Origin of the sequence: Photobacterium toruni, from assembly GCF_024529955.1 — a bacterium.
GTDB classification, from domain to species: domain Bacteria; phylum Pseudomonadota; class Gammaproteobacteria; order Enterobacterales; family Vibrionaceae; genus Photobacterium; species Photobacterium toruni.
In genome coordinates this window covers 2,139,382-2,158,152 of sequence record NZ_AP024854.1, presented here as the reverse complement: position 1 = coordinate 2,158,152, position 18,771 = coordinate 2,139,382, and the positions used below count along the sequence as shown (strand labels likewise).

Here is an 18,771-nt window from a genome sequence, read left to right as displayed (position 1 = left end):
TTATCTCGTGAGTAACCACCGTTTATGCACTATACCTCTAGCGTGTTATTAGAGTGGATTGCCAATTATTTTTGGCCATTTACTCGTATCTCTTCAATGATGATGGCAATGACTTTTTTTGGGGCGCGTTTTGTGTCACCTAAAATTCGGCTATACCTTGCATTAGCGATCACGTTTACGGTGATGCCAATGCTACCTAAAGTGCCGACTGATATTGCGTTGCTCTCTCTGGCGGGATTTATTGTCACCACCCAACAAGTCATTATTGGGGTTGCAATGGGGCTGGTCACGCAGTTTATTACGCAGACTTTTGTGTTGTTAGGACAAATATTAGGCATGCAATCAAGCTTAGGTTTTGCCTCAATGGTTGATCCCGCGAATGGTCAAAATACGCCAGTGCTGGGACAATTTTATATGTTTCTAGCGATATTATTGTTCTTAGCCACTGACGGTCATTTGACGATGCTTAATGTGGTAGTCCTGAGCTTTACTAGCTTACCTGTAGGAAGCAGTATGTTAGTTGCTGCTGACTATCACCAATTAGCAGGATGGTTTGGACATATCTTTAAAGCTGGGGTTGATATGGCGCTGGCTGGTGTTATTGCCCTATTAACCGTGAACCTTTCATTTGGCGTGATGACCCGCGCTGCGCCCCAGTTAAATATTTTCTCATTAGGCTTTTCATTTGCGTTATTACTAGGACTGGCAATTAGTTGGTTTATTGTGCTCGGGATTGTGCCGCAATATGAGGCTATTTGGCAGCAAGGTTTGGATCAAGTGTGTCGCTTAGCAAGGCTTGATTGTTAACTGTAAATTTCCATTTTATAGCGGTTTCTGTCGCTGTTTATTTTTCTTACATTCACCTTCTTAATTCACCATGGACGAACCATTATGTCGGATGCTGACGGTCAAGAACGTACCGAAGACGCCACCGCGCGAAAACGCGAGCAGGCGCGAGAAAAAGGTCAAGTACCGCGCTCAAGAGAATTAGCCTCCGTAGCAGTATTGGTTTCCGGTGCAGTGGGTTTAATGTGGTTTGGTGAAGGTTTAGGAACTGCATTAGCCAAGGTCATGAGTCGAATGTTTACATTAAGTCGTGAGGAAGCATTTGATGTTCACTTATTATTTTCGGTGATTGCTACTGCAATATGGCAGGTATTTTTGCCGCTGGTTATTATTTTAGTATTTTTATTTACTGCAGCCTTGATTGGAGCCGCGGGGCTAGGTGGAGTACGTTTTTCTTCTGAAGCGGCGATGCCGAAGTTATCAAAAATGAACCCTATGAGTGGCCTTAAACGTATGTTTGGTAGTCAAAGTTGGGTTGAATTAATTAAATCGATACTCAAAGTTGGGTTAGTCGCCAGCGTAGCCGGATATTTGATTTATTCTAGTTTGAATGATTTTTTTCAGCTTAGTATTGAAACTTTTCCAGCCAATTACTTTCATGCCTTAGATATTCTATTGAATTTTGTATTGCTGATCTGTTGTTCGTTGTTGATCGTGGTCGCGATTGATGTGCCTTATCAGATTTGGCATTTTAGCGATCAATTAAAAATGACTAAGCAAGAAATTAAAGACGAATATAAAGACTCAGAAGGTAAACCAGAAGTAAAAGGGCGTATTCGTATGTTGCAGCGTGAAATGGCCCAGCGCCGCATGATGGCCGATGTACCACAAGCTGATGTTGTGATCACTAACCCCGAACACTTTTCAGTGGCATTACGTTACGATCCTAAATTAGATGCCGCACCTATCGTTATAGCCAAAGGTGGCGATCATCTTGCGCTAAAAATTCGTGAAATCGCCAATAAACACAAGATTGATATTGTACCTGCAGCGCCATTAGCCCGTGCTATTTATTATACCACTGAGTTAGAGCAACAAGTGCCTGATGGGTTGTTTGTTGCGGTAGCACAGGTGTTAGCTTATGTTTTTCAATTAAAGGCGTATCGTCGTGGAAAAGGTCAAAAACCGACCTTATCAGCCGCAGCAACGGAGATCCCTGAAGAGTTGCGACATTAATAATGACGTGATGAATAAAAGTAGAGCAGAAGGTTAGCAGTATAATTTTACTGTCAAAATAATGGCATTATTATGCGGCATGATAATTGCTTAAGCTAATGTCTTCGTGATGGGTTATGGATTAACGTTAGTCTGTAAGTCTCGCTTTTATGCCAATAATTGTGATTAATAACAATAGAATGAAGCTTTCAATTCCTTTTGCTGACCGCTTACCGTTAGCGCGTTTACAGAATATGCCCGCAATCGGTGCGCCGGTGATGGTGTTAGCGACCTTGGCGATGATTATTCTGCCAATGCCGCCATTATTATTGGACATGACTTTTACGTTTAATATTGCGCTGTCATTAGTGGTGTTGTTAGTGACTGTTTACACTCGTCGCCCACTTGATTTCGCTGCTTTTCCGACCGTTTTACTTATCGCAACGTTATTACGTCTGGCACTTAATGTGGCTTCCACTCGAGTAGTGTTATTGCATGGTCATGAAGGCTCAGATGCTGCTGGACAGGTGATTGATGCATTTGGCTCGGTTGTGATTGGTGGTAACTATGCCGTTGGTTTGGTGGTGTTTCTTATTCTTATGATCATCAACTTTATGGTTGTTACCAAAGGTGCTGGGCGTATTTCAGAAGTTAGTGCTCGCTTTACCCTTGATGCTTTACCCGGTAAACAAATGGCAATTGATGCTGATTTAAATGCTGGTTTAATTGATCAAGAGCAAGCCCGTACCCGTCGATTTGAAGTTACCAAAGAAGCTGATTTTTATGGTTCAATGGACGGTGCATCTAAGTTTGTTAAAGGGGATGCCATCGCTGGTATTTTGATTTTGTTCATCAATATTATTGGTGGCTTAATTATCGGTATGACGCAATACGGCTTAGGCTTTGTTGAAGCGATGGAGATTTATAGCCTACTCACTATTGGTGATGGCTTGGTGGCACAAATACCGTCGTTATTGTTGTCTATTGGTGCCGCGATGCTGGTTACTCGTCAAAATACTGATGAGGATATGGGCCAGCAGATGTATTTCCAGATGTTCAGTAACCCACAAGCATTGATCATTACTGGGGTTATTTTATTCGTGATGGGTATTGTTCCTGGCATGCCCCATGTTCCGTTTTTACTGTTGGCTGCCATTATTGGTGGTGTTGCTTATTGGCGTTATAAGAAAGATAAAATAGCTGCACTAGTTGAAAAAGAACCACCGACACATGATATGACACCGATTCAACCAATGAAGGAGTTATCATGGGATGATGTTCAACCTGTTGATACTATTGGTCTTGAAGTCGGCTATCGACTGATTTCAATGGTTGATAAAGATCAAGGTGGTGAGTTACTAGAGCGCGTTAAAGGCGTGCGTAAAAAGCTGTCTCAAGATTTTGGTTTCCTCGTTCCCCCCGTCCATATTCGTGATAATTTAGAACTCCCTCCAAATAGCTACCGTATTAGCCTAATGGGTGTTACCTGTGGCGAAGCGACTATTCATCCCAACATGGATTTAGCCATTAATCCCGGTCAAGTATTTGGCAGTATTGATGGTGAACGTACGCTCGATCCTGCTTTTGGTTTAGAAGCGGTGTGGATTCAAGTGTCTCAACGTGAACATGCGCAGGCGTTAGGTTACACGGTGGTAGATTCTGCCACTGTGCTCGCTACCCATTTAAGTCAGTTACTCACCAATCATGCGGCACAATTATTAGGCCACGAAGAAGTGCAAAATCTACTTGAAATGCTTGGTCAATCAACACCGAAATTGGTTGATGGTTTTGTACCAGATCAATTGCCTCTTGGAGCGGTGGTGAAAGTGATGCAGAACTTACTTAATGAAGCGATTCCATTAAGAGATATTCGAACTATTGTTCAAACGCTGTCTGAGTATTCCAGTAAGAGTCAAGATCCTGACATTTTAACTGCCGCTGCTCGCATTGGTTTAAAACGCTTAATTTGTCAGGAAATCAATGGAATAGAATCAGAGCTACCCGTTATTACCTTGGTGCCGGAATTGGAACAGATATTGCATCAAACGATGCAGTCTGCTGGTGGTGAGTCATCAGGTATTGAACCTGGACTTGCTGAGCGTTTACAGCGTTCACTGACAGAAGCAACGCAGCAACAAGAGTTAAAAGGTGAACCTGCGGTGTTATTAACTTCCGGTGTTTTACGTTCTACCTTGGCAAAATTTGTCAAAAATACTATTCCGACCTTGAGAGTGCTTTCTTATCAAGAAGTGCCCGATGAAAAGCAAATTCGAATTGTTAATGCTGTGGGTCATTAAGAATGTTGAAAGTGAACACTAATTTAAGCACTTGCTGATAGGGAATTAAGTTTGAAAATTAAACGATTTTTTGCCAAGGATATGAGAACGGCACTTAGCGAAGTTAAAGAAGAACTTGGCCCTGATGCAGTGATTATGTCCAATAAAAAAGTCGCTGGTGGGGTTGAGATTGTGGCTGCGGTTGATCCCGAGCCTAGCAGTCCATCAGCGACTAAAGACAACCATGCTGTACGCCATGAATTAGAGCAAGGTTTTGGTCAAGCTCGACGTAAACTTGCGGATGATAAAGTAAATGTTAGCCCTTCAGTATCAAAACCGTTTGCCAGTGTGCTGCAAAACTATGCTGAAACAACAGCATCATTCGATGATATGGCATCAGTTGATTCATTAACGGCACTATTACAGCGTCAATCTAAGCATCAAAATCAGCAGCAATCTCAGCCTCATCGTACAAATGATCGGGATCAAGAGCAAGTCCGCCAACGGTTATCATCATCAGTAAAGCCTGCTCGTCGTTATGATGATCATACACAAGATCTCAATGTCGGTGACTATACTCGTCCATCATCAAAACACTATGAACAAGAGGCTGCGGTTAGTCGTAATGACTATGCCAGTACCGCGCGTAAACCTCGTTTAGATCCGAGTCGGTATGAAGCTAAGGGGATGAGAAAAGATGATGAATTAGAGACGATGCGTGCTGAAATTGTCTCTATTCGACGGTTATTAGAACATCAATTATCAGGGCTCATGTGGCAAGAAGTTGAACGCCAAGAACCGATGCGAGCAATGATGATCAAGCGACTGGAAAAAATGGGATTATCTGATCAATTAGCGGATCAACTCGCATGCTATATTCCTGAAGATCTACCAACCAATGAAGCGTGGCCTGCTCTACTCGATTTATTAGCTGATCAATTAATTACTACCGATGACTGTATTTTAGAGGCGGGTGGTGTTGTGGCATTACTTGGACCAACAGGCGTTGGTAAAACAACAACTGTAGCAAAACTGGCTGCACGTGCAGCTATGGAATTTGGTCCACATCAAATTGCGTTAGTTACAACGGATAATTATCGTATTGGTGCTCATGAACAACTGGCGACTTATGGTCGAATTATGGGATGTCCGGTAAGAGTTGCTAAAGATGCACAGGAACTGGCCGATATACTTCATCAGTTACGTCATCGTCGGTTAGTGTTGCTTGATACCGCAGGCATGGGTCAACGGGATATTCGTTTATCTGAACAGTTAGATACATTAATGCAAAATAGCGGCGCTAAGATTCGCAGTTATTTAGTTATGCCTGCCACATCACAACGGCGAGTACTTCAAGAAACACTTGAGCATTTTCGCCGTATTCCATTATCAGGCTGTGTTTTAACAAAGCTTGATGAATCGTTGAGCTTAGGGGAAATCATTGGAGTTGCTATCCAAAATGCTTTACCTATTGCATATTTAGCCGATGGCCAACGGGTTCCTGAAGACTTAAAAGTAGCGACCGGGAATTACCTCGTTTCGCGTGCAAATGAGTTGTTAGAACTAGAACTGTCACAGCAATCTCATCTCTGGTCTAGTGATAGTTCAGATAATAATGCGGCCGATTTTTATGACTGAGAACATTATGTACGATCAAGCGAGTGGTTTACGTCGAATGACCCAATTAACATCGACGAAAGTCATTACGGTTACTGGCGGTAAAGGGGGCGTAGGGAAAACCAACGTTACTCTTAATATGGCTATTTCGATGGCACGTCAAGGTAAGCGTGTCATGGTACTTGATGCTGATCTTGGACTGGCGAATGTCGATGTAATGTTGGGTTTGCGTGCGGGACGTAATTTATCGCATGTATTAGCCGGGGCATGTGAACTTGACGATATTATTATTGACGGTCCATATGGAGTAAAAATTATTCCATCAGCTTCTGGTACCCAGAATATGGCTGAATTAACGCCAGCTCAACATGTGGGTTTGATTCGAGCTTTTAGTAATTTACAACATGATCTTGATTTTTTTATTGTCGATACTGCGGCGGGTATTTCTGACATGGTATTAAGTTTTGCGCGTGCTGCTCAAGATGTTGTTATCGTCGTGTGTGATGAACCAACGTCGATAACTGACGCATACGCATTAATGAAAATTTTAAGTCGTGAGTATGATATTCAACGCTTTAAGATTGTTGCAAACATGGTTCGTAGTTATCGTGAAGGACGAGATTTATTCATTAAGTTAACGCGAGTAACCGAACGTTTTCTGGATGCAAACCTTGAGCTAGCAGCATGTATACCGCTTGATGATAATGTTCGACAAGCCGTTAAGCGTCAAAAATTAGTGGTTGAAGCTTTTCCACATACACCTGCAGCATTAGCGTTGAATTCATTAGCATCAAAAGCGATGACATGGCCGCTACCACATCATCCAGGTGGGCATTTGGAGTTTTTTGTTGAACGATTGTTAGTGCATAAACCACGAGCCATGGAGGCCATTATTCGTGAATAAAACGTTAACTTATAGCCGTTATCAACCAAGCCCACAGGCGTTTATTGAACGTTACTCAACATTGGTTAAGCGGATCGCGCATCATTTAATGGCGCGGTTACCACCAAGTGTATTGGTCGAAGATTTGATTCAATCAGGCATGATCGGTTTGTTAGAAGCGCAACAAAATTACGATCCAACCAAAGGTGCAAGTTTTGAAACATTTGCAGGGATCCGTATTCGAGGTGCGATGTTAGATGATATTCGCCGTGGTGATTGGGTTCCAAGATCTGTATATAAAAATAGTCGTCGAATTAGTGATGCTATTTCAAAACTGGAACATAGCCTTGGACGAGATCCAACAGATATTGAAATCTCCCAGTTTCTTGAGATGCCGTTAGAACAATATCATCAGGCATTAAATGATGTTAATTGTGGGCGTATTGTTGGCATCGCAGATCTTGCTGGTGGCGAAGAAACAATGGTGCATGAGGATGATGTTGATCAAAATCTGCCTTTTCAACATGTTGTTGATGATAGCTTCCGCCAGAGTTTAGCTGCCGCAATCAAAACCTTACCAGAGCGTGAAGCATTAGTGTTATCGCTGTATTACGACGAAGAAATGAATTTAAAAGAAATTGGTGCCGTTATTGGTGTAAGTGAATCACGCATTTGTCAGATTCACAGCCAAGCGATGCAGCGGTTACGGGCTAAATTACAAGCTTGGGCTGCTTAATTTTAATAAAAAAACATCATTATTTTATAACTAAAAACAACACAGGTTTCGCTGTGGAGGCAATTTTGAATACTAATATGAAAATTCTTATTGTTGATGATTTTTCAACAATGCGTCGAATCGTAAAAAATTTACTGCGTGATTTGGGGTTTAATAATACCGTAGAAGCAGATGATGGCTTAACCGCATTACCATTATTAAAGCGCGGTGACTTTGATTTTGTGGTCACTGACTGGAATATGCCAGGAATGCAAGGTATTGATTTATTGCGTCAAATTCGAGCCGATGATCAATTAAAACATTTGCCCGTATTAATGATTACCGCAGAAGCTAAACGTGATCAAATAATTGAAGCCGCTCAAGCTGGTGTTAATGGTTATATTGTTAAACCTTTTAATGCGGTGACATTAAAAGAGAAATTGGCGAAGATTTTTGAGCGTTTACAGCAGTAATTATGTTTTGGCATAGGGATAGATAACCATGATTTCATTAGAGCAGGCACAGCAGTTAGTGGTGTTGCTTGAGCAAAAACAGCAACAACAAGCTAACACGTTAGTGCAAACTTTAGTTGAACGTCATCATGCACCTATGTATGAAGAAGTTGGAAAAATGACTCGCCAATTACATGATTGTTTAGTCAGTTTTCGACAAGATCTACGTTGGCGAGATTTAGCCGAAACGGATATTCCCGATGCACGTGACAGTTTATCTTATGTGATTGATAAAACGGAGTCTGCTGCTAACCGTACAATGGATGCGGTTGAAATAACTTTACCTATTGCCGAACAGTTACAACAAACACTACAGAGCCTTCATCCCCAATGGCAGCGATTAATGATCGGTAAAATTGCATTGACCGATTTTAAACAGCTTTGTCATGATATTAATGCGTTATTGCTTCAAGTTGATCAAGATAGTTCACTGTTACGTGAGCATTTAACGGATATTTTAATGGCACAAGATTTTCAAGATCTTACCGGACAAGTCATTCGACGGGTGATCACCTTAGTGCATGAAGTTGAACAGCGAATGCTAGATGTATTACAAGCTTTTGGTCTTGATCAGGCATCTATTTCAACGGCAAAACAACGACAACCGTTAGGCGTTATGGCAGAGGGACCTATTATTAATCCTCAGCAGCGTAAAGATACGGTTTCATCACAAGATGATGTTGATGATTTACTTTCAAATCTTGGATTTTAGAGGAATTTATGAGTTTTGATTTAGATGAAGATATCCTGCAAGACTTTCTAATTGAAGCTGGAGAGATCCTTGAGTTGTTGTCAGAGCAATTGGTTGAGCTTGAACGTAGCCCTGATAATAGTGAATTATTAAACGCCATTTTTCGTGGTTTTCATACCGTAAAAGGTGGGGCAGGATTTTTATCGTTAACAGAGTTGGTTGAGGCTTGTCATGGCGCGGAAAATGTATTTGATTTGCTACGAACAGGCAAACGTAAAGTAACATCAGAACTGATGGATGTGATTTTAGAAGCGTTAGATTGTATTAATATAATGTTTGCTCAAGTACAAGAACATCAGCCATTAGTGAAAGCGAATCAAGTATTATTGGACCAATTGCATCACTATAGTTTACCGCCAGCAGCTGCTGAAATGACGCTTAAAACTCCCGTTGAAACTGCTGCAATGGATATCGATTCAGTGTCATCATCAACAAGTGCGATTGCGGCAAATTCTGTTGATGATATTACACAAGATGAGTTTGATCGTTTATTAGATGAATTGCATGGTGTGGGTAACTCGCCTTCTGCATTATCGGTAGCTCCTGTTGCTGAAAAGGACGTTGATAACCGTAATAATGTGATGACGAGTGTTGAAAGTAATGATATTACCGATGATGAATTTGAACGTTTGCTCGATGAATTACACGGTAGTGGTAATGCTCCCGGTGTTACAGATTGTTTGAAAACAACGTCTGCTGCAACAACCGTTACGCCAATAACAGCAAATGAAAATAGTACTGTTGTTAGTGAAAATATAATGACAGATGACGAGTTTGAAAATTTATTAGATGAATTACATGGTATTGGTCGAGCCCCTCAGGCTGATAATGCCACTCCTATCGATAGACCAGAAAATAGTGAACCTACCGTCTCTACTGTGGTAAATCCGCCATTAGCAACGATAACGAGTGAACCCGCTAAGAGTTCAGTATTACCAGCAAACAAAGATAAACCTAAGCCTTCGGCTGATACAACAGTACGAGTTGATACCTCAACCCTTGATATCATTATGAATATGGTTGGTGAGTTGGTGTTAGTACGTAATCGACTGGTTAGCTTAGGTTTAAATACTACCGATGAAGAAATGTCAAAAGCCGTCTCGACCCTAGATGTTGTAACGGCAGATCTTCAAGGGGCGGTAATGAAAACACGTATGCAACCGATTAAGAAAGTCTTTGGTCGTTTTCCTCGAGTTGTTCGTGATTTAGCTCGTAGTCTCAATAAAGAAATTGTACTTGAGATGGTGGGTGAGGATACTGATCTTGATAAAAACTTAGTAGAAGCATTGGCTGATCCATTAGTTCACTTGGTTAGAAATTCAGTTGATCATGGTATTGAAATGCCAGCAGTCCGCGAACGAGCAGGAAAATCCCCGATTGGTAAAGTGTTGTTATCAGCCTCGCAAGAAGGGGATCATATTCGTTTAACCATTGCCGATGATGGTGCTGGTATGGATGCCAATAAATTACGTAAAATCGCGATTGATCGCGGCATGATGGATCACGATGCCGCCTCACGTTTGAGCGATAATGATGCTTATAACCTGATATTTGCTCCGGGATTTTCAACTAAAAAAGAAATTTCTGATATTTCCGGGCGTGGTGTCGGTATGGATGTGGTTAAAACCAGCATTAACCAACTTAATGGCTCAATTGTGATTGATTCTACCTTGGGTAAAGGAACACAGATTGACATTAAAGTGCCGCTAACATTAGCAATCTTACCGACATTAATGGTAGGAGTTGCGCAACAACCATTTGCCTTACCTTTGGCGAACGTGAATGAAATATTCCATTTAGATTTAACTAAAACGCATACGGTTGATGGCCAATTAACCATTATTGTACGCGACAAAGCAATACCGTTATTTTATTTACAAGATTGGTTATCAAAAAAATCACAGCTTAACCAATCACAGCATAATAGTTATGGTCATGTTGTTATTGTTCAAATAGGGCATCAACGAATTGGATTTGTTGTTGATAGTTTAATTGGTCAAGAAGAAGTGGTGATAAAACCGTTAGATAAATTGCTCAAAGGAACGCCAGGTATGGCAGGAGCAACTATTACCAGTGATGGTCATATTGCACTTATTTTAGATGTGCCAAATCTATTAAAGCATTATGTAAGACGTTAATTATTAACAATGATACCCCGTAAACCGCCAGTGTTTAGGCTTGCGGTGTTGTTTATGTAAAGGAATGAAAACAAATGGCAATAAAGGTGTTAGTTGTTGATGATTCAAGTTTTTTTCGTCGGCGTGTCAGTGAAATTATTAATGCAGATCCTCGCTTAACGGTTGTAGGTAATGCAACTAACGGCAAAGAAGCGTGTGAGTTAGTTAAAACGTTGCAGCCTGACGTTATTACGATGGACATTGAAATGCCTGTGATGGATGGTATTACGGCTGTCCGTGAAATAATGAAAATAGCCCCAACACCTATTTTGATGTTTTCTTCCTTAACGCAAGCTGGCGCTAAAGCGACTTTGGATGCCCTTGATGCTGGCGCCTTGGATTTCTTACCAAAAAAATTTGAAGATATTGCTCGCAACCGTGATGAAGCGGTCGATTTATTACAAAAACGGGTCGCAGAATTAGCGGGTAAACGGTTTTATTTGCGCCGCAATAGTAATCTAGCTGCGACAATCAAACCCGCATCTATTCCTTCTGTACGTCATACAGCAGCTAAAGTGATAGCAACCCAAAACACCAATATCAATACCACGGTAACATCCAGTATTGGGCGTACGCTGACTGGCTCGGCAATAACATCATCATCGATGCCCTTTCATTTTCGCGCATCAAGAAAAAAATATCAGTTAGTCGCTATTGGAACGTCTACTGGTGGGCCAGTTGCTTTACAAAAAATATTGACACAATTGCCCGCTAATTTCCCTTATCCTATTGTGCTAGTACAGCATATGCCGATGACCTTTACTGCCGCTTTTGCCGCACGATTGAATAACTTATGCTGCATTGAGGTAAAAGAAGCTCAAGATGGCGATATACTACGTGCAGGTGTCGCTTATTTAGCGCCAGGCGGACAACAAATGATGGTCGATGGACGTGCAGTTGGAGCGCGACTACGTATTATTGATAGTGGCGATCGAATGAACTATAAGCCTTGTGTTGATGTCACCTTTGGTTCTGCGGCAAAAGTATTTAATGATCGCGTGTTATCGATGGTGCTGACGGGCATGGGGGCTGATGGACGTGAAGGCGCTCGAATGTTAAAAGCCCATGGTTCGACAGTTTGGGCTCAAGATGAAGAGAGCTGTGTAGTGTATGGTATGCCACAAGCAGTTGCTAAAGCTGGCATTTCTAGTCATGATCTTCCCCTCGACCGTATTGCTGAATGTATTTTAATTGAATTAGGTTTGTCGTGAGGAGTTGACGGTGGTTGTTTGGAGTATTGCAAACCAAAAGGGTGGAGTAGGGAAAACGACCACTACCATAGCATTAGCAGGATTATTAAGTGAGCAAAATCAGCGAGTATTAGTGGTTGATACTGATCCGCATGGATCATTAACAACTTACTTAAATTTTGACGCTGATTATGTACCCGCCAGTTTATTTGATTTATTTCAATTGCCAGAAATTAATCGTGATGGCGTAAGAGAATTGATTTTAAGCACGACATTTAACAACATTGATATTATTCCTGCTCATATGTCATTAGCGACGTTAGATCGTTCTATGGGTAATCGTAGTGGCATGGGATTAGTTTTAAAGAAAGCCTTACACAGTGTCGCTGCTGATTATGATTATGTATTAATTGATTGCCCACCGATTTTAGGGGTAATGATGGTTAATGCATTGGCTGCAAGTGATCGTATTTTGATTCCTGTACAAACAGAGTTTTTAGCCATGAAAGGTCTAGAACGAATGTTGCGTACATTGCAGATTATGCAGCGTTCTAAACCTGGCGGCTTTGATGTCACTATTGTACCAACCATGTATGACAAGCGTACTCGTGCATCATTACAAACGTTACAAGACTTAAAAACGCGTTATCCAAATCAAGTATGGATGTCTGCTATTCCTATTGATACTAAATTTCGAGATGCCAGTATTAAACATATGCCACCATCATTGTATGCTCATAATTGTCGAGGTGTTTTTGCTTATAAGACCTTATTAAGTCACTTAACAAGATTAGTGCATAATGAATAAGAAACCGTTAACCAGTGAACAAGCATTGGATGATTATTTTGGTGATTTACTGCTAGATACGGAACAACAACCTACTCAAGCAATTAAACCAACAGCGATCTGTGAACCAGCATCGACGCAACAGCTACAACAGTTATTAAATCAAATACCATCACAGCTTGAAGCTGAACCTAAAGCTGTGATTATGATTGATGCAGAACCAGAACCAGAACCAGAACCAGAACCACCGGTTGTTACATGGCAACATCTCGGTCAGCAGCAGTCATTCCAAGCGCTATTTTTTGAAGTTAACGGCATGATGTTTGCGGTAGCGTTAACAGAGTTAGGTGCAATTTATCAGCTTGGAGATCTGAATCATATTGTGGGGCGTCCGGCGTGGTATTTAGGCTTAGCACCATTGGCACAATATAATGTTGATGTAGTTGATACCGCACGTTGGGTAATGGCTGAAAAGCTCACCAATGATGATTATCGTGATAATTATCGCTATATGGTGATGTTAGGTAATAGTCAATGGGGTTTAGCTTGCGATAAGTTACATGGTACGCAGACATTAATGACAACCGATATTCGGTGGCGAGAACAAGCGGGTAAGCGGCCGTGGTTGGCGGGAATGGTCAAACAAAAGATGTGCGCATTGATCCATGTTGATGCATTGATTCAAATGCTAAATAAAGGTTTAGATGTTAGTAGTGGTGCGAATTAAAGCATTAAAGAGGAAATAGTATGTCGCAAGTAAATATGGCCGAAATACAAAAAGACAGCGTTAATGATCATGTATTGCAATGGGTTACATTTCAATTAGAAAATGAAACCTACGGCATTAATGTTATGCAGGTACGGGAAGTTTTACGTTATTCAGATATCGCGCCAGTCCCCGGTGCACCAGATTACGTGATTGGTATTATTAACTTACGTGGCAGTGTTGTTACCGTTATTGATACGCGTGCCCGTTTTGGTTTACAACATGGTGAAATTTCAGACAGTACCCGTATTGTGATCATTGAAGCAGAAACGCAAGTAATTGGCATTTTGGTCGATAGTGTGGCGGAAGTGGTTTATTTGCGTAATTCTGAAATTGACAGTACACCTTGTGTTGGTACTGAAGAAAGTGCCAAGTTTATTCAGGGTGTCAGTAATCATGATGATCAATTATTGATTTTAGTGGATTTAAATAAACTACTGTCTGATGACGAGTGGGATGACGTGGCATATTTGTAATGGATATTATACTTCAACAATGGCTACCTGTTGTAATTTCAGTATTGATTGCGATAACGGCTGCGGTATTAATTAACCGTGAGCGGCAAGCACGCCAAGCATTAGAAATAAAATTTTCAGCGATTGAAACCGTCTTAAAAAATTCACGTTTACAGCATGAAAGTTTAATTAAACAATTTAATGAATTGCGTACTGGTAGTATCGGTATGAGTCATAAGCTAGTTGATTTGATTGAGCAGCTTGAGCGGGTTGAAGAGCGTCAAAATGAGATTGCTATGAATGATTCTGGTGGGCGGTTATACAGCCGAGCCAGTAAGATGGTCGAGCTTGGCGCTGATGTTAACGAGCTAATGAAAGAGTGTGACTTACCTAAAGCCGAAGCTGAACTATTATTAAGTTTACAAAAAAGCATGCCACAACATTATCGACGTTAATCTTCCGCTTTAGCTATTGATCTATGCTGTAATATCAATATTTTCAAACCCTTCCCATCCTGGAGGGGTTTTGCCGTTTAGATACCATGAAAATGCAATTAATTCCGCAATAATCACATACAATTCCTGCGGTATATGATCATTGAGATCAAAACTATTGAGATACTGTGCGAGCATCGGATCTTGATGAATTAACCCTCCTTGTTGTTTTACTTGCTCAATAATGTGTTGTGCTAATTTATCGTAACCTTTTGCGGCAACATAAGGGGTGTGTTCACCATCATAACGAAGTGCGATAGCTTGTTGAGCCGTTGATGTTGTTTTGTTTGTCATACCATACCTTTTGTTATTACACTTTTATTGATAACCCTGATGGTGCTGGTGGTGTATTTGGTTGTTGTTGAGTGAGTAGTTTATAGTGCGGTGGCGTACTATTTATACCTAATTGTTGTAATCGTGAAATTAAATAAGGTGTTACTCGTTCAATATGATGTAATAACATTTGATTTGTACATTCAAAATGCGTACTTAATTGTTGTTGAGACCAACAAGCGATAACATTCATGCTATCTATGGTACCAATAGGCAAACTCAATTTGACGGTCCATTTGTTATTGTTATCCTTAACAGTATTTTTTTTCTGTTGTTGATGGCTGTGTAGTTGTAACCAAATGGTTTGACCGTTGTCCTGTACCCACTGCAGATGGATATTATTATTATCAAGTGAGCGTTGACTTTCGGGGCCTCGTTGTTCACCAGCAAGGCGTAACAATGCTGTGAATTCTTGTTGTTGTTCAGAGCTTAATTGATTTAACCATTGACTGAGCGGGCTTAATGGCTGTGATAATTGTAATAATAACGTTGCTAACGTTTGATGACCGATATTGTGTTGTAGCCAATGGATCAATGTAGGTTGATTATTGGGTAATAATAATTGGTTAAACAGCAGTTGTAGGGAAGACGGGATCGAATGCGGTGATTTAGCTGTACCTAAGTTTAATGGAATCAATAAATTTGTAACTAAACGTTGCAAGCTATTCATAGATAATAATAATTGTGGCAGTTGAGATATAAGTTTTGAGTTACTGTTAGCAATTATTGGTGGTAATTCTACCTGTGAAGTCTTGAATGCTGGGTTAACCATTTCTATTTTAGGCAGTTTTTCTATAAATACAGATTGATTTTGTGATATTTTTGTTTGCATTTATTTCACATTTGATTACGTTAATTAACGATTAAGAAGCTGAGCAGTTTAGTCAATTTGTTAGCCATTGTGGTATTATGCGGCTATTTTGTGACACCTAGGATACATCATTTTATGTTGTCAGTAGCAAATTTGAGCTGTGTTCGTGATGAACGCGTATTATTTGATGAATTAAATTTCACTATTTCAAGTGGTGAATTAGTTCAAATTGAAGGACCTAACGGGGCGGGTAAGACAACCTTATTAAGGATTATTGCTGGCTTAGGTCATTCAGACAGTGGTGAAGTGCAGTGGTGTAATGAAAATATTGCGACTGCGCGTGAAGATTACCACCAAGCATTATTATTTTTAGGTCATCAAACTGGCGTAAAGCGTGAGCTTACGGCCTTTGAGAACTTGGCTTTTTTTCAGGCTATGCATACCTGCCAACAAGGCTCAGATCTCAAAGGCGCACCAGCCGTTAGTGGTGATGATGCGTTGTGGCAAGCATTGGCACATGTTGGTTTAGCTGGGCGCGAAGATATCAGTGCAGGGCAGTTATCAGCAGGGCAACAACGGCGAGTTGCATTAGCACGATTATGGTTAAGTAATCATAAGTTATGGGTGCTTGATGAGCCGCTAACGGCAATTGATAAACAAGGCATAAAAGTGCTTGAGGCGCTTTTTTTAGCGCATGCAGAACGTGGCGGAATGGTGCTATTAACTACCCACCAAGACATGTTTGTCGACAGTGACCGTTTAAGAAAAATTAAGCTAGGATAATAACAATAATGCTTAACACCCTTATTCAAATTATTCGTCGAGAGTTATTGATAGCTTATCGTCGACAGGCGGATATTTTTAATCCGTTATGGTTTTTTATTATTGTTATTACACTGTTTCCACTAGGGATTGGGCCTGAGCCAAATTTATTAGCCCGTATTGCCCCTGGTATTATTTGGGTAGCAGCATTATTAGCGGCATTGTTATCGATGGAGCGTTTGTTTCGAGATGATTATCTTGATGGTTCATTAGAACAAATGTTGTTAATGCCAATACCATTATCAGTAACAGCTTTTGCTAAAATGATTGCCCATTGGCTACTTACTGGATTGCCATTGATTCTAATTAGCCCGTTATTAGCGATCTTATTGTCACTTAATTGGCATACTTGGGTTGCAGTATTATTAACGTTACTGATAGGCACGCCGACATTGAGCTTTTTAGGCGCTATTGGTATGGCATTAACGGTTGGATTACGAAAAGGTGGCGTTTTATTGAGCTTGCTCATATTACCTTTATATATACCTGTGCTTATATTCGCCACCTCAGCAATTGAGGCTGCAAGTTTAGGTATGGCTTATGATGGTCAATTGGCCATTATGGGTGCGATGTTAGTTGGCTCATTGACCTTAGCGCCATTTGCTGTGGCTGCATCATTAAGGATCAGTGTCCATTAACCGATAAAATTTTTCTTTAAGGCGCATACCAGATCGAACGGGGCGCAGTAAGGAAAGCGAGAGTGATAATGTTGCTCTCAGTGACGTATTTATTATTGATTATAAGTTGAGAGCATTATGTGGAAGTGGCTACATCCCTACGCTAAAGCAGAAAATACCTACCGTCTATGCGGTAAGTTGTTGCCTTGGTTTTCTATTATCGCTTTGATCTCCATTTTAGTGGGATCGGTGTGGGGACTATTATTTGTACCCGCAGATTACCAACAAGGTGATAGCTTTAGAATTATCTATATTCACGTACCTTCTGCAATTTGGTCGATGAGTATTTATGTAACTATGGCTATTTCTTCTTTCATTGGACTTGTGTGGCAGATTCGAATGTCAGATATGGCAGCGGCTGCGATGGCACCTATTGGCGCAGTGTTTACTTTTATTGCTCTTATTACTGGGGCTATTTGGGGTAAACCTATGTGGGGTGCTTGGTGGGTTTGGGATGCTCGTTTAACCTCTGAATTGATTTTATTATTTTTATACCTTGGTGTAATTGCCTTATATAACGCGTTTGATGATCATAAAACTGCAGCTAAAGCGGCAGGTATTTTGTCGATTGTCGGCGTGATTAATATTCCTATTATTCACTACTCTGTTGAGTGGTGGAATACCCTTCATCAAGGGGCAACAATTTCTAAATTTGGCAAGCCTTCAATGTCAAATGATATGCTATGGCCATTGTTAGTAATGCTACTTGGTTTTGGTTGTTTCTTTGCGGCTGTTACATTAATACGGTTACGCAATGAAATTCTATCACGTGAGAGTCACCGCCCTTGGGTGCAGAAATTGGTGAAGTGAGATCGTTATGTATTTTGATTCTATAAATGATTTTTTTGCGATGGGTGGTTATGCGAGTTACGTATGGAGTGCCTACGCTATTTCTTTTCTATCGATGTTATGGGTTTTATTTTCAAGCTTAACAACGAAACGTCGTTTGTTACGCGAAATTAAAAATAAAATGGCGCGTGAACAGCGCATTCAAGAAGCTAAAACATTGGAGAATACGCTATGACCCCAAGACGTCAAAAACGTTTAGTGATTGTGCTGGCGTTAGTACTTGGACTCGGCGCAACAGTAGGGTTGGTGTTATATGCACTTAACCAAAATATGAATCTATTTTATACGCCTTCAGAATTGATTAATGGCAAGTCTGATGGTGGTGCTAAGCCTGAAGTTGGGCAGCGATTACGTATTGGCGGCATGGTTGTGAAAGGGTCGGTTAAACGTGATCCTAAATCATTACGAATTTCATTTAAAGTGGCTGATATTGGTCCTTCTGTTACCGTTATTTATGATGGTATTTTGCCGGATCTATTCCGTGAAGGCCAAGGTATTGTGGCACAGGGGGTATTGATTAACCCAACAACAGTTAAAGCCAGTGAAGTATTGGCAAAGCATGATGAAAAATACATGCCACCTGAAGTAGCAGATGCAATGAAGATAAACCATAAACAACTTAAATACACTGAAGAACAACTACAAGGTAAGTGAT

Annotated in this window: 21 protein-coding genes; 19 read left to right on the top strand and 2 right to left on the bottom strand. The window is 40.7% G+C overall.

Features of this window, described 5'->3' with window-relative positions; genetic code table 11:
* Nucleotides 1–24 precede the first annotated feature (24 nt).
* From fliR to OC457_RS10130, 14 genes are all read left to right on the top strand, one after another.
* Entirely contained in the window at nucleotides 25–807 is a 783-nt protein-coding gene (fliR, locus tag OC457_RS10195; RefSeq protein WP_080172920.1) for a flagellar biosynthetic protein FliR, read from the top strand.
* Nucleotides 808–891: 84 nt separating this feature from the next.
* Nucleotides 892–2,022 (top strand): flagellar biosynthesis protein FlhB, encoded by a 1,131-nt coding sequence (flhB, locus tag OC457_RS10190; RefSeq protein WP_080172922.1) that lies wholly within the window; start codon nucleotides 892–894, stop codon nucleotides 2,020–2,022.
* Nucleotides 2,023–2,201: 179 nt separating this feature from the next.
* Nucleotides 2,202–4,298, top strand: a complete 2,097-nt coding sequence (gene flhA, locus OC457_RS10185; RefSeq protein ID WP_080173318.1) for a flagellar biosynthesis protein FlhA — start codon at nucleotides 2,202–2,204, stop codon at nucleotides 4,296–4,298.
* A gap of 51 nt (nucleotides 4,299–4,349) precedes the next feature.
* Nucleotides 4,350–5,915, top strand: a complete 1,566-nt coding sequence (flhF, locus tag OC457_RS10180) for a flagellar biosynthesis protein FlhF (RefSeq protein WP_080172924.1) — start codon at nucleotides 4,350–4,352, stop codon at nucleotides 5,913–5,915.
* Nucleotides 5,908–6,798: a MinD/ParA family protein gene (locus OC457_RS10175; RefSeq protein ID WP_080172926.1), complete on the top strand. Its 891-nt coding sequence runs from the start codon at nucleotides 5,908–5,910 to the stop codon at nucleotides 6,796–6,798. The genes flhF and OC457_RS10175 overlap by 8 nt, the downstream gene beginning before the upstream one ends.
* Nucleotides 6,791–7,513, top strand: coding sequence for an RNA polymerase sigma factor FliA (locus tag OC457_RS10170; protein WP_080172928.1), 723 nt, complete (start codon nucleotides 6,791–6,793; stop codon nucleotides 7,511–7,513). Before OC457_RS10175 ends, OC457_RS10170 begins: the two co-directional genes overlap by 8 nt.
* A gap of 77 nt (nucleotides 7,514–7,590) precedes the next feature.
* Complete coding sequence (gene cheY / locus OC457_RS10165; protein WP_080172930.1) at nucleotides 7,591–7,965, top strand: chemotaxis response regulator CheY; 375 nt, start codon at nucleotides 7,591–7,593, stop codon at nucleotides 7,963–7,965.
* A 28-nt stretch (nucleotides 7,966–7,993) separates the two neighbouring features.
* A complete protein-coding gene (locus OC457_RS10160) occupies nucleotides 7,994–8,716 on the top strand; it encodes a protein phosphatase CheZ (protein WP_080172932.1) in 723 nt (240 codons plus the stop codon).
* A gap of 8 nt (nucleotides 8,717–8,724) precedes the next feature.
* Nucleotides 8,725–10,893 (top strand): chemotaxis protein CheA, encoded by a 2,169-nt coding sequence (locus tag OC457_RS10155; RefSeq protein WP_080172934.1) that lies wholly within the window; start codon nucleotides 8,725–8,727, stop codon nucleotides 10,891–10,893.
* Nucleotides 10,894–10,967: 74 nt separating this feature from the next.
* Nucleotides 10,968–12,143 carry a protein-glutamate methylesterase/protein-glutamine glutaminase gene (locus tag OC457_RS10150; RefSeq protein ID WP_080172936.1) on the top strand — a complete coding sequence of 392 codons (1,176 nt, stop codon included), beginning with the start codon at nucleotides 10,968–10,970 and terminating at the stop codon, nucleotides 12,141–12,143.
* A 10-nt stretch (nucleotides 12,144–12,153) separates the two neighbouring features.
* Nucleotides 12,154–12,930 carry a ParA family protein gene (locus OC457_RS10145; RefSeq protein ID WP_080172938.1) on the top strand — a complete coding sequence of 259 codons (777 nt, stop codon included), beginning with the start codon at nucleotides 12,154–12,156 and terminating at the stop codon, nucleotides 12,928–12,930.
* The gene (locus OC457_RS10140; RefSeq protein WP_080172939.1) at nucleotides 12,923–13,636 is read left to right on the top strand and encodes a chemotaxis protein CheW; all 714 of its coding nucleotides are present in this window, start codon (nucleotides 12,923–12,925) and stop codon (nucleotides 13,634–13,636) included. Before OC457_RS10145 ends, OC457_RS10140 begins: the two co-directional genes overlap by 8 nt.
* Before the next feature lie 20 nt (nucleotides 13,637–13,656).
* Nucleotides 13,657–14,151 carry a chemotaxis protein CheW gene (locus tag OC457_RS10135; RefSeq protein ID WP_080172941.1) on the top strand — a complete coding sequence of 165 codons (495 nt, stop codon included), beginning with the start codon at nucleotides 13,657–13,659 and terminating at the stop codon, nucleotides 14,149–14,151.
* The gene (locus tag OC457_RS10130; protein WP_080172942.1) at nucleotides 14,151–14,585 is read left to right on the top strand and encodes a DUF2802 domain-containing protein; all 435 of its coding nucleotides are present in this window, start codon (nucleotides 14,151–14,153) and stop codon (nucleotides 14,583–14,585) included. The genes OC457_RS10135 and OC457_RS10130 overlap by 1 nt, the downstream gene beginning before the upstream one ends.
* 21 nt (nucleotides 14,586–14,606) lie before the next feature.
* On the opposite strand, the gene OC457_RS10125 is transcribed toward OC457_RS10130, so the two are convergent.
* Together OC457_RS10125 and OC457_RS10120 are read right to left on the bottom strand one after the other, a co-directional pair.
* Nucleotides 14,607–14,918, bottom strand: a complete 312-nt coding sequence (locus OC457_RS10125; protein WP_080172944.1) for an EscU/YscU/HrcU family type III secretion system export apparatus switch protein — start codon at nucleotides 14,916–14,918, stop codon at nucleotides 14,607–14,609.
* A 16-nt stretch (nucleotides 14,919–14,934) separates the two neighbouring features.
* Complete coding sequence (locus tag OC457_RS10120; RefSeq protein WP_096777793.1) at nucleotides 14,935–15,789, bottom strand: hypothetical protein; 855 nt, start codon at nucleotides 15,787–15,789, stop codon at nucleotides 14,935–14,937.
* A gap of 114 nt (nucleotides 15,790–15,903) precedes the next feature.
* On the opposite strand from OC457_RS10120, the gene ccmA reads away from it, so the two are divergent.
* The 5 genes from ccmA (at nucleotide 15,904) to ccmE (ending at nucleotide 18,770) form a co-directional block, all read left to right on the top strand.
* A complete protein-coding gene (ccmA, locus tag OC457_RS10115) occupies nucleotides 15,904–16,551 on the top strand; it encodes a cytochrome c biogenesis heme-transporting ATPase CcmA (RefSeq protein ID WP_080172946.1) in 648 nt (215 codons plus the stop codon).
* 8 nt (nucleotides 16,552–16,559) lie between these two features.
* Nucleotides 16,560–17,228, top strand: a complete 669-nt coding sequence (gene ccmB / locus OC457_RS10110) for a heme exporter protein CcmB (RefSeq protein ID WP_080172948.1) — start codon at nucleotides 16,560–16,562, stop codon at nucleotides 17,226–17,228.
* Nucleotides 17,229–17,345: 117 nt separating this feature from the next.
* Nucleotides 17,346–18,077, top strand: coding sequence for a heme ABC transporter permease (locus OC457_RS10105; protein ID WP_080172950.1), 732 nt, complete (start codon nucleotides 17,346–17,348; stop codon nucleotides 18,075–18,077).
* A gap of 7 nt (nucleotides 18,078–18,084) precedes the next feature.
* Nucleotides 18,085–18,291, top strand: coding sequence for a heme exporter protein CcmD (ccmD, locus tag OC457_RS10100; protein WP_080172953.1), 207 nt, complete (start codon nucleotides 18,085–18,087; stop codon nucleotides 18,289–18,291).
* The gene (ccmE, locus tag OC457_RS10095; RefSeq protein ID WP_080172955.1) at nucleotides 18,288–18,770 is read left to right on the top strand and encodes a cytochrome c maturation protein CcmE; all 483 of its coding nucleotides are present in this window, start codon (nucleotides 18,288–18,290) and stop codon (nucleotides 18,768–18,770) included. Before ccmD ends, ccmE begins: the two co-directional genes overlap by 4 nt.
* Nucleotide 18,771: the final 1 nt, after the last annotated feature.

Excerpts from the sequence above, each read along its gene's own strand:
- OC457_RS10130 (WP_080172942.1), top strand. The coding sequence starts at position 14,151 with ATGGATATTATACTTCAACAATGGCTACCTGTTGTAATTTCAGTATTG.
- OC457_RS10125 (WP_080172944.1), bottom strand. The coding sequence starts at position 14,918 with ATGACAAACAAAACAACATCAACGGCTCAACAAGCTATCGCACTTCGT.
- flhB (WP_080172922.1), top strand. The coding sequence starts at position 892 with ATGTCGGATGCTGACGGTCAAGAACGTACCGAAGACGCCACCGCGCGA.
- OC457_RS10140 (WP_080172939.1), top strand. The coding sequence starts at position 12,923 with ATGAATAAGAAACCGTTAACCAGTGAACAAGCATTGGATGATTATTTT.
- OC457_RS10160 (WP_080172932.1), top strand. The coding sequence starts at position 7,994 with ATGATTTCATTAGAGCAGGCACAGCAGTTAGTGGTGTTGCTTGAGCAA.
- ccmA (WP_080172946.1), top strand. The coding sequence starts at position 15,904 with ATGTTGTCAGTAGCAAATTTGAGCTGTGTTCGTGATGAACGCGTATTA.
- OC457_RS10120 (WP_096777793.1), bottom strand. The coding sequence starts at position 15,789 with ATGCAAACAAAAATATCACAAAATCAATCTGTATTTATAGAAAAACTG.
- flhA (WP_080173318.1), top strand. The coding sequence starts at position 2,202 with ATGAAGCTTTCAATTCCTTTTGCTGACCGCTTACCGTTAGCGCGTTTA.
- OC457_RS10135 (WP_080172941.1), top strand. The coding sequence starts at position 13,657 with ATGTCGCAAGTAAATATGGCCGAAATACAAAAAGACAGCGTTAATGAT.
- ccmE (WP_080172955.1), top strand. The coding sequence starts at position 18,288 with ATGACCCCAAGACGTCAAAAACGTTTAGTGATTGTGCTGGCGTTAGTA.
- OC457_RS10175 (WP_080172926.1), top strand. The coding sequence starts at position 5,908 with ATGACTGAGAACATTATGTACGATCAAGCGAGTGGTTTACGTCGAATG.
- OC457_RS10155 (WP_080172934.1), top strand. The coding sequence starts at position 8,725 with ATGAGTTTTGATTTAGATGAAGATATCCTGCAAGACTTTCTAATTGAA.
- OC457_RS10150 (WP_080172936.1), top strand. The coding sequence starts at position 10,968 with ATGGCAATAAAGGTGTTAGTTGTTGATGATTCAAGTTTTTTTCGTCGG.
- ccmB (WP_080172948.1), top strand. The coding sequence starts at position 16,560 with ATGCTTAACACCCTTATTCAAATTATTCGTCGAGAGTTATTGATAGCT.
- OC457_RS10105 (WP_080172950.1), top strand. The coding sequence starts at position 17,346 with ATGTGGAAGTGGCTACATCCCTACGCTAAAGCAGAAAATACCTACCGT.
- cheY (WP_080172930.1), top strand. The coding sequence starts at position 7,591 with ATGAAAATTCTTATTGTTGATGATTTTTCAACAATGCGTCGAATCGTA.
- ccmD (WP_080172953.1), top strand. The coding sequence starts at position 18,085 with ATGTATTTTGATTCTATAAATGATTTTTTTGCGATGGGTGGTTATGCG.
- fliR (WP_080172920.1), top strand. The coding sequence starts at position 25 with ATGCACTATACCTCTAGCGTGTTATTAGAGTGGATTGCCAATTATTTT.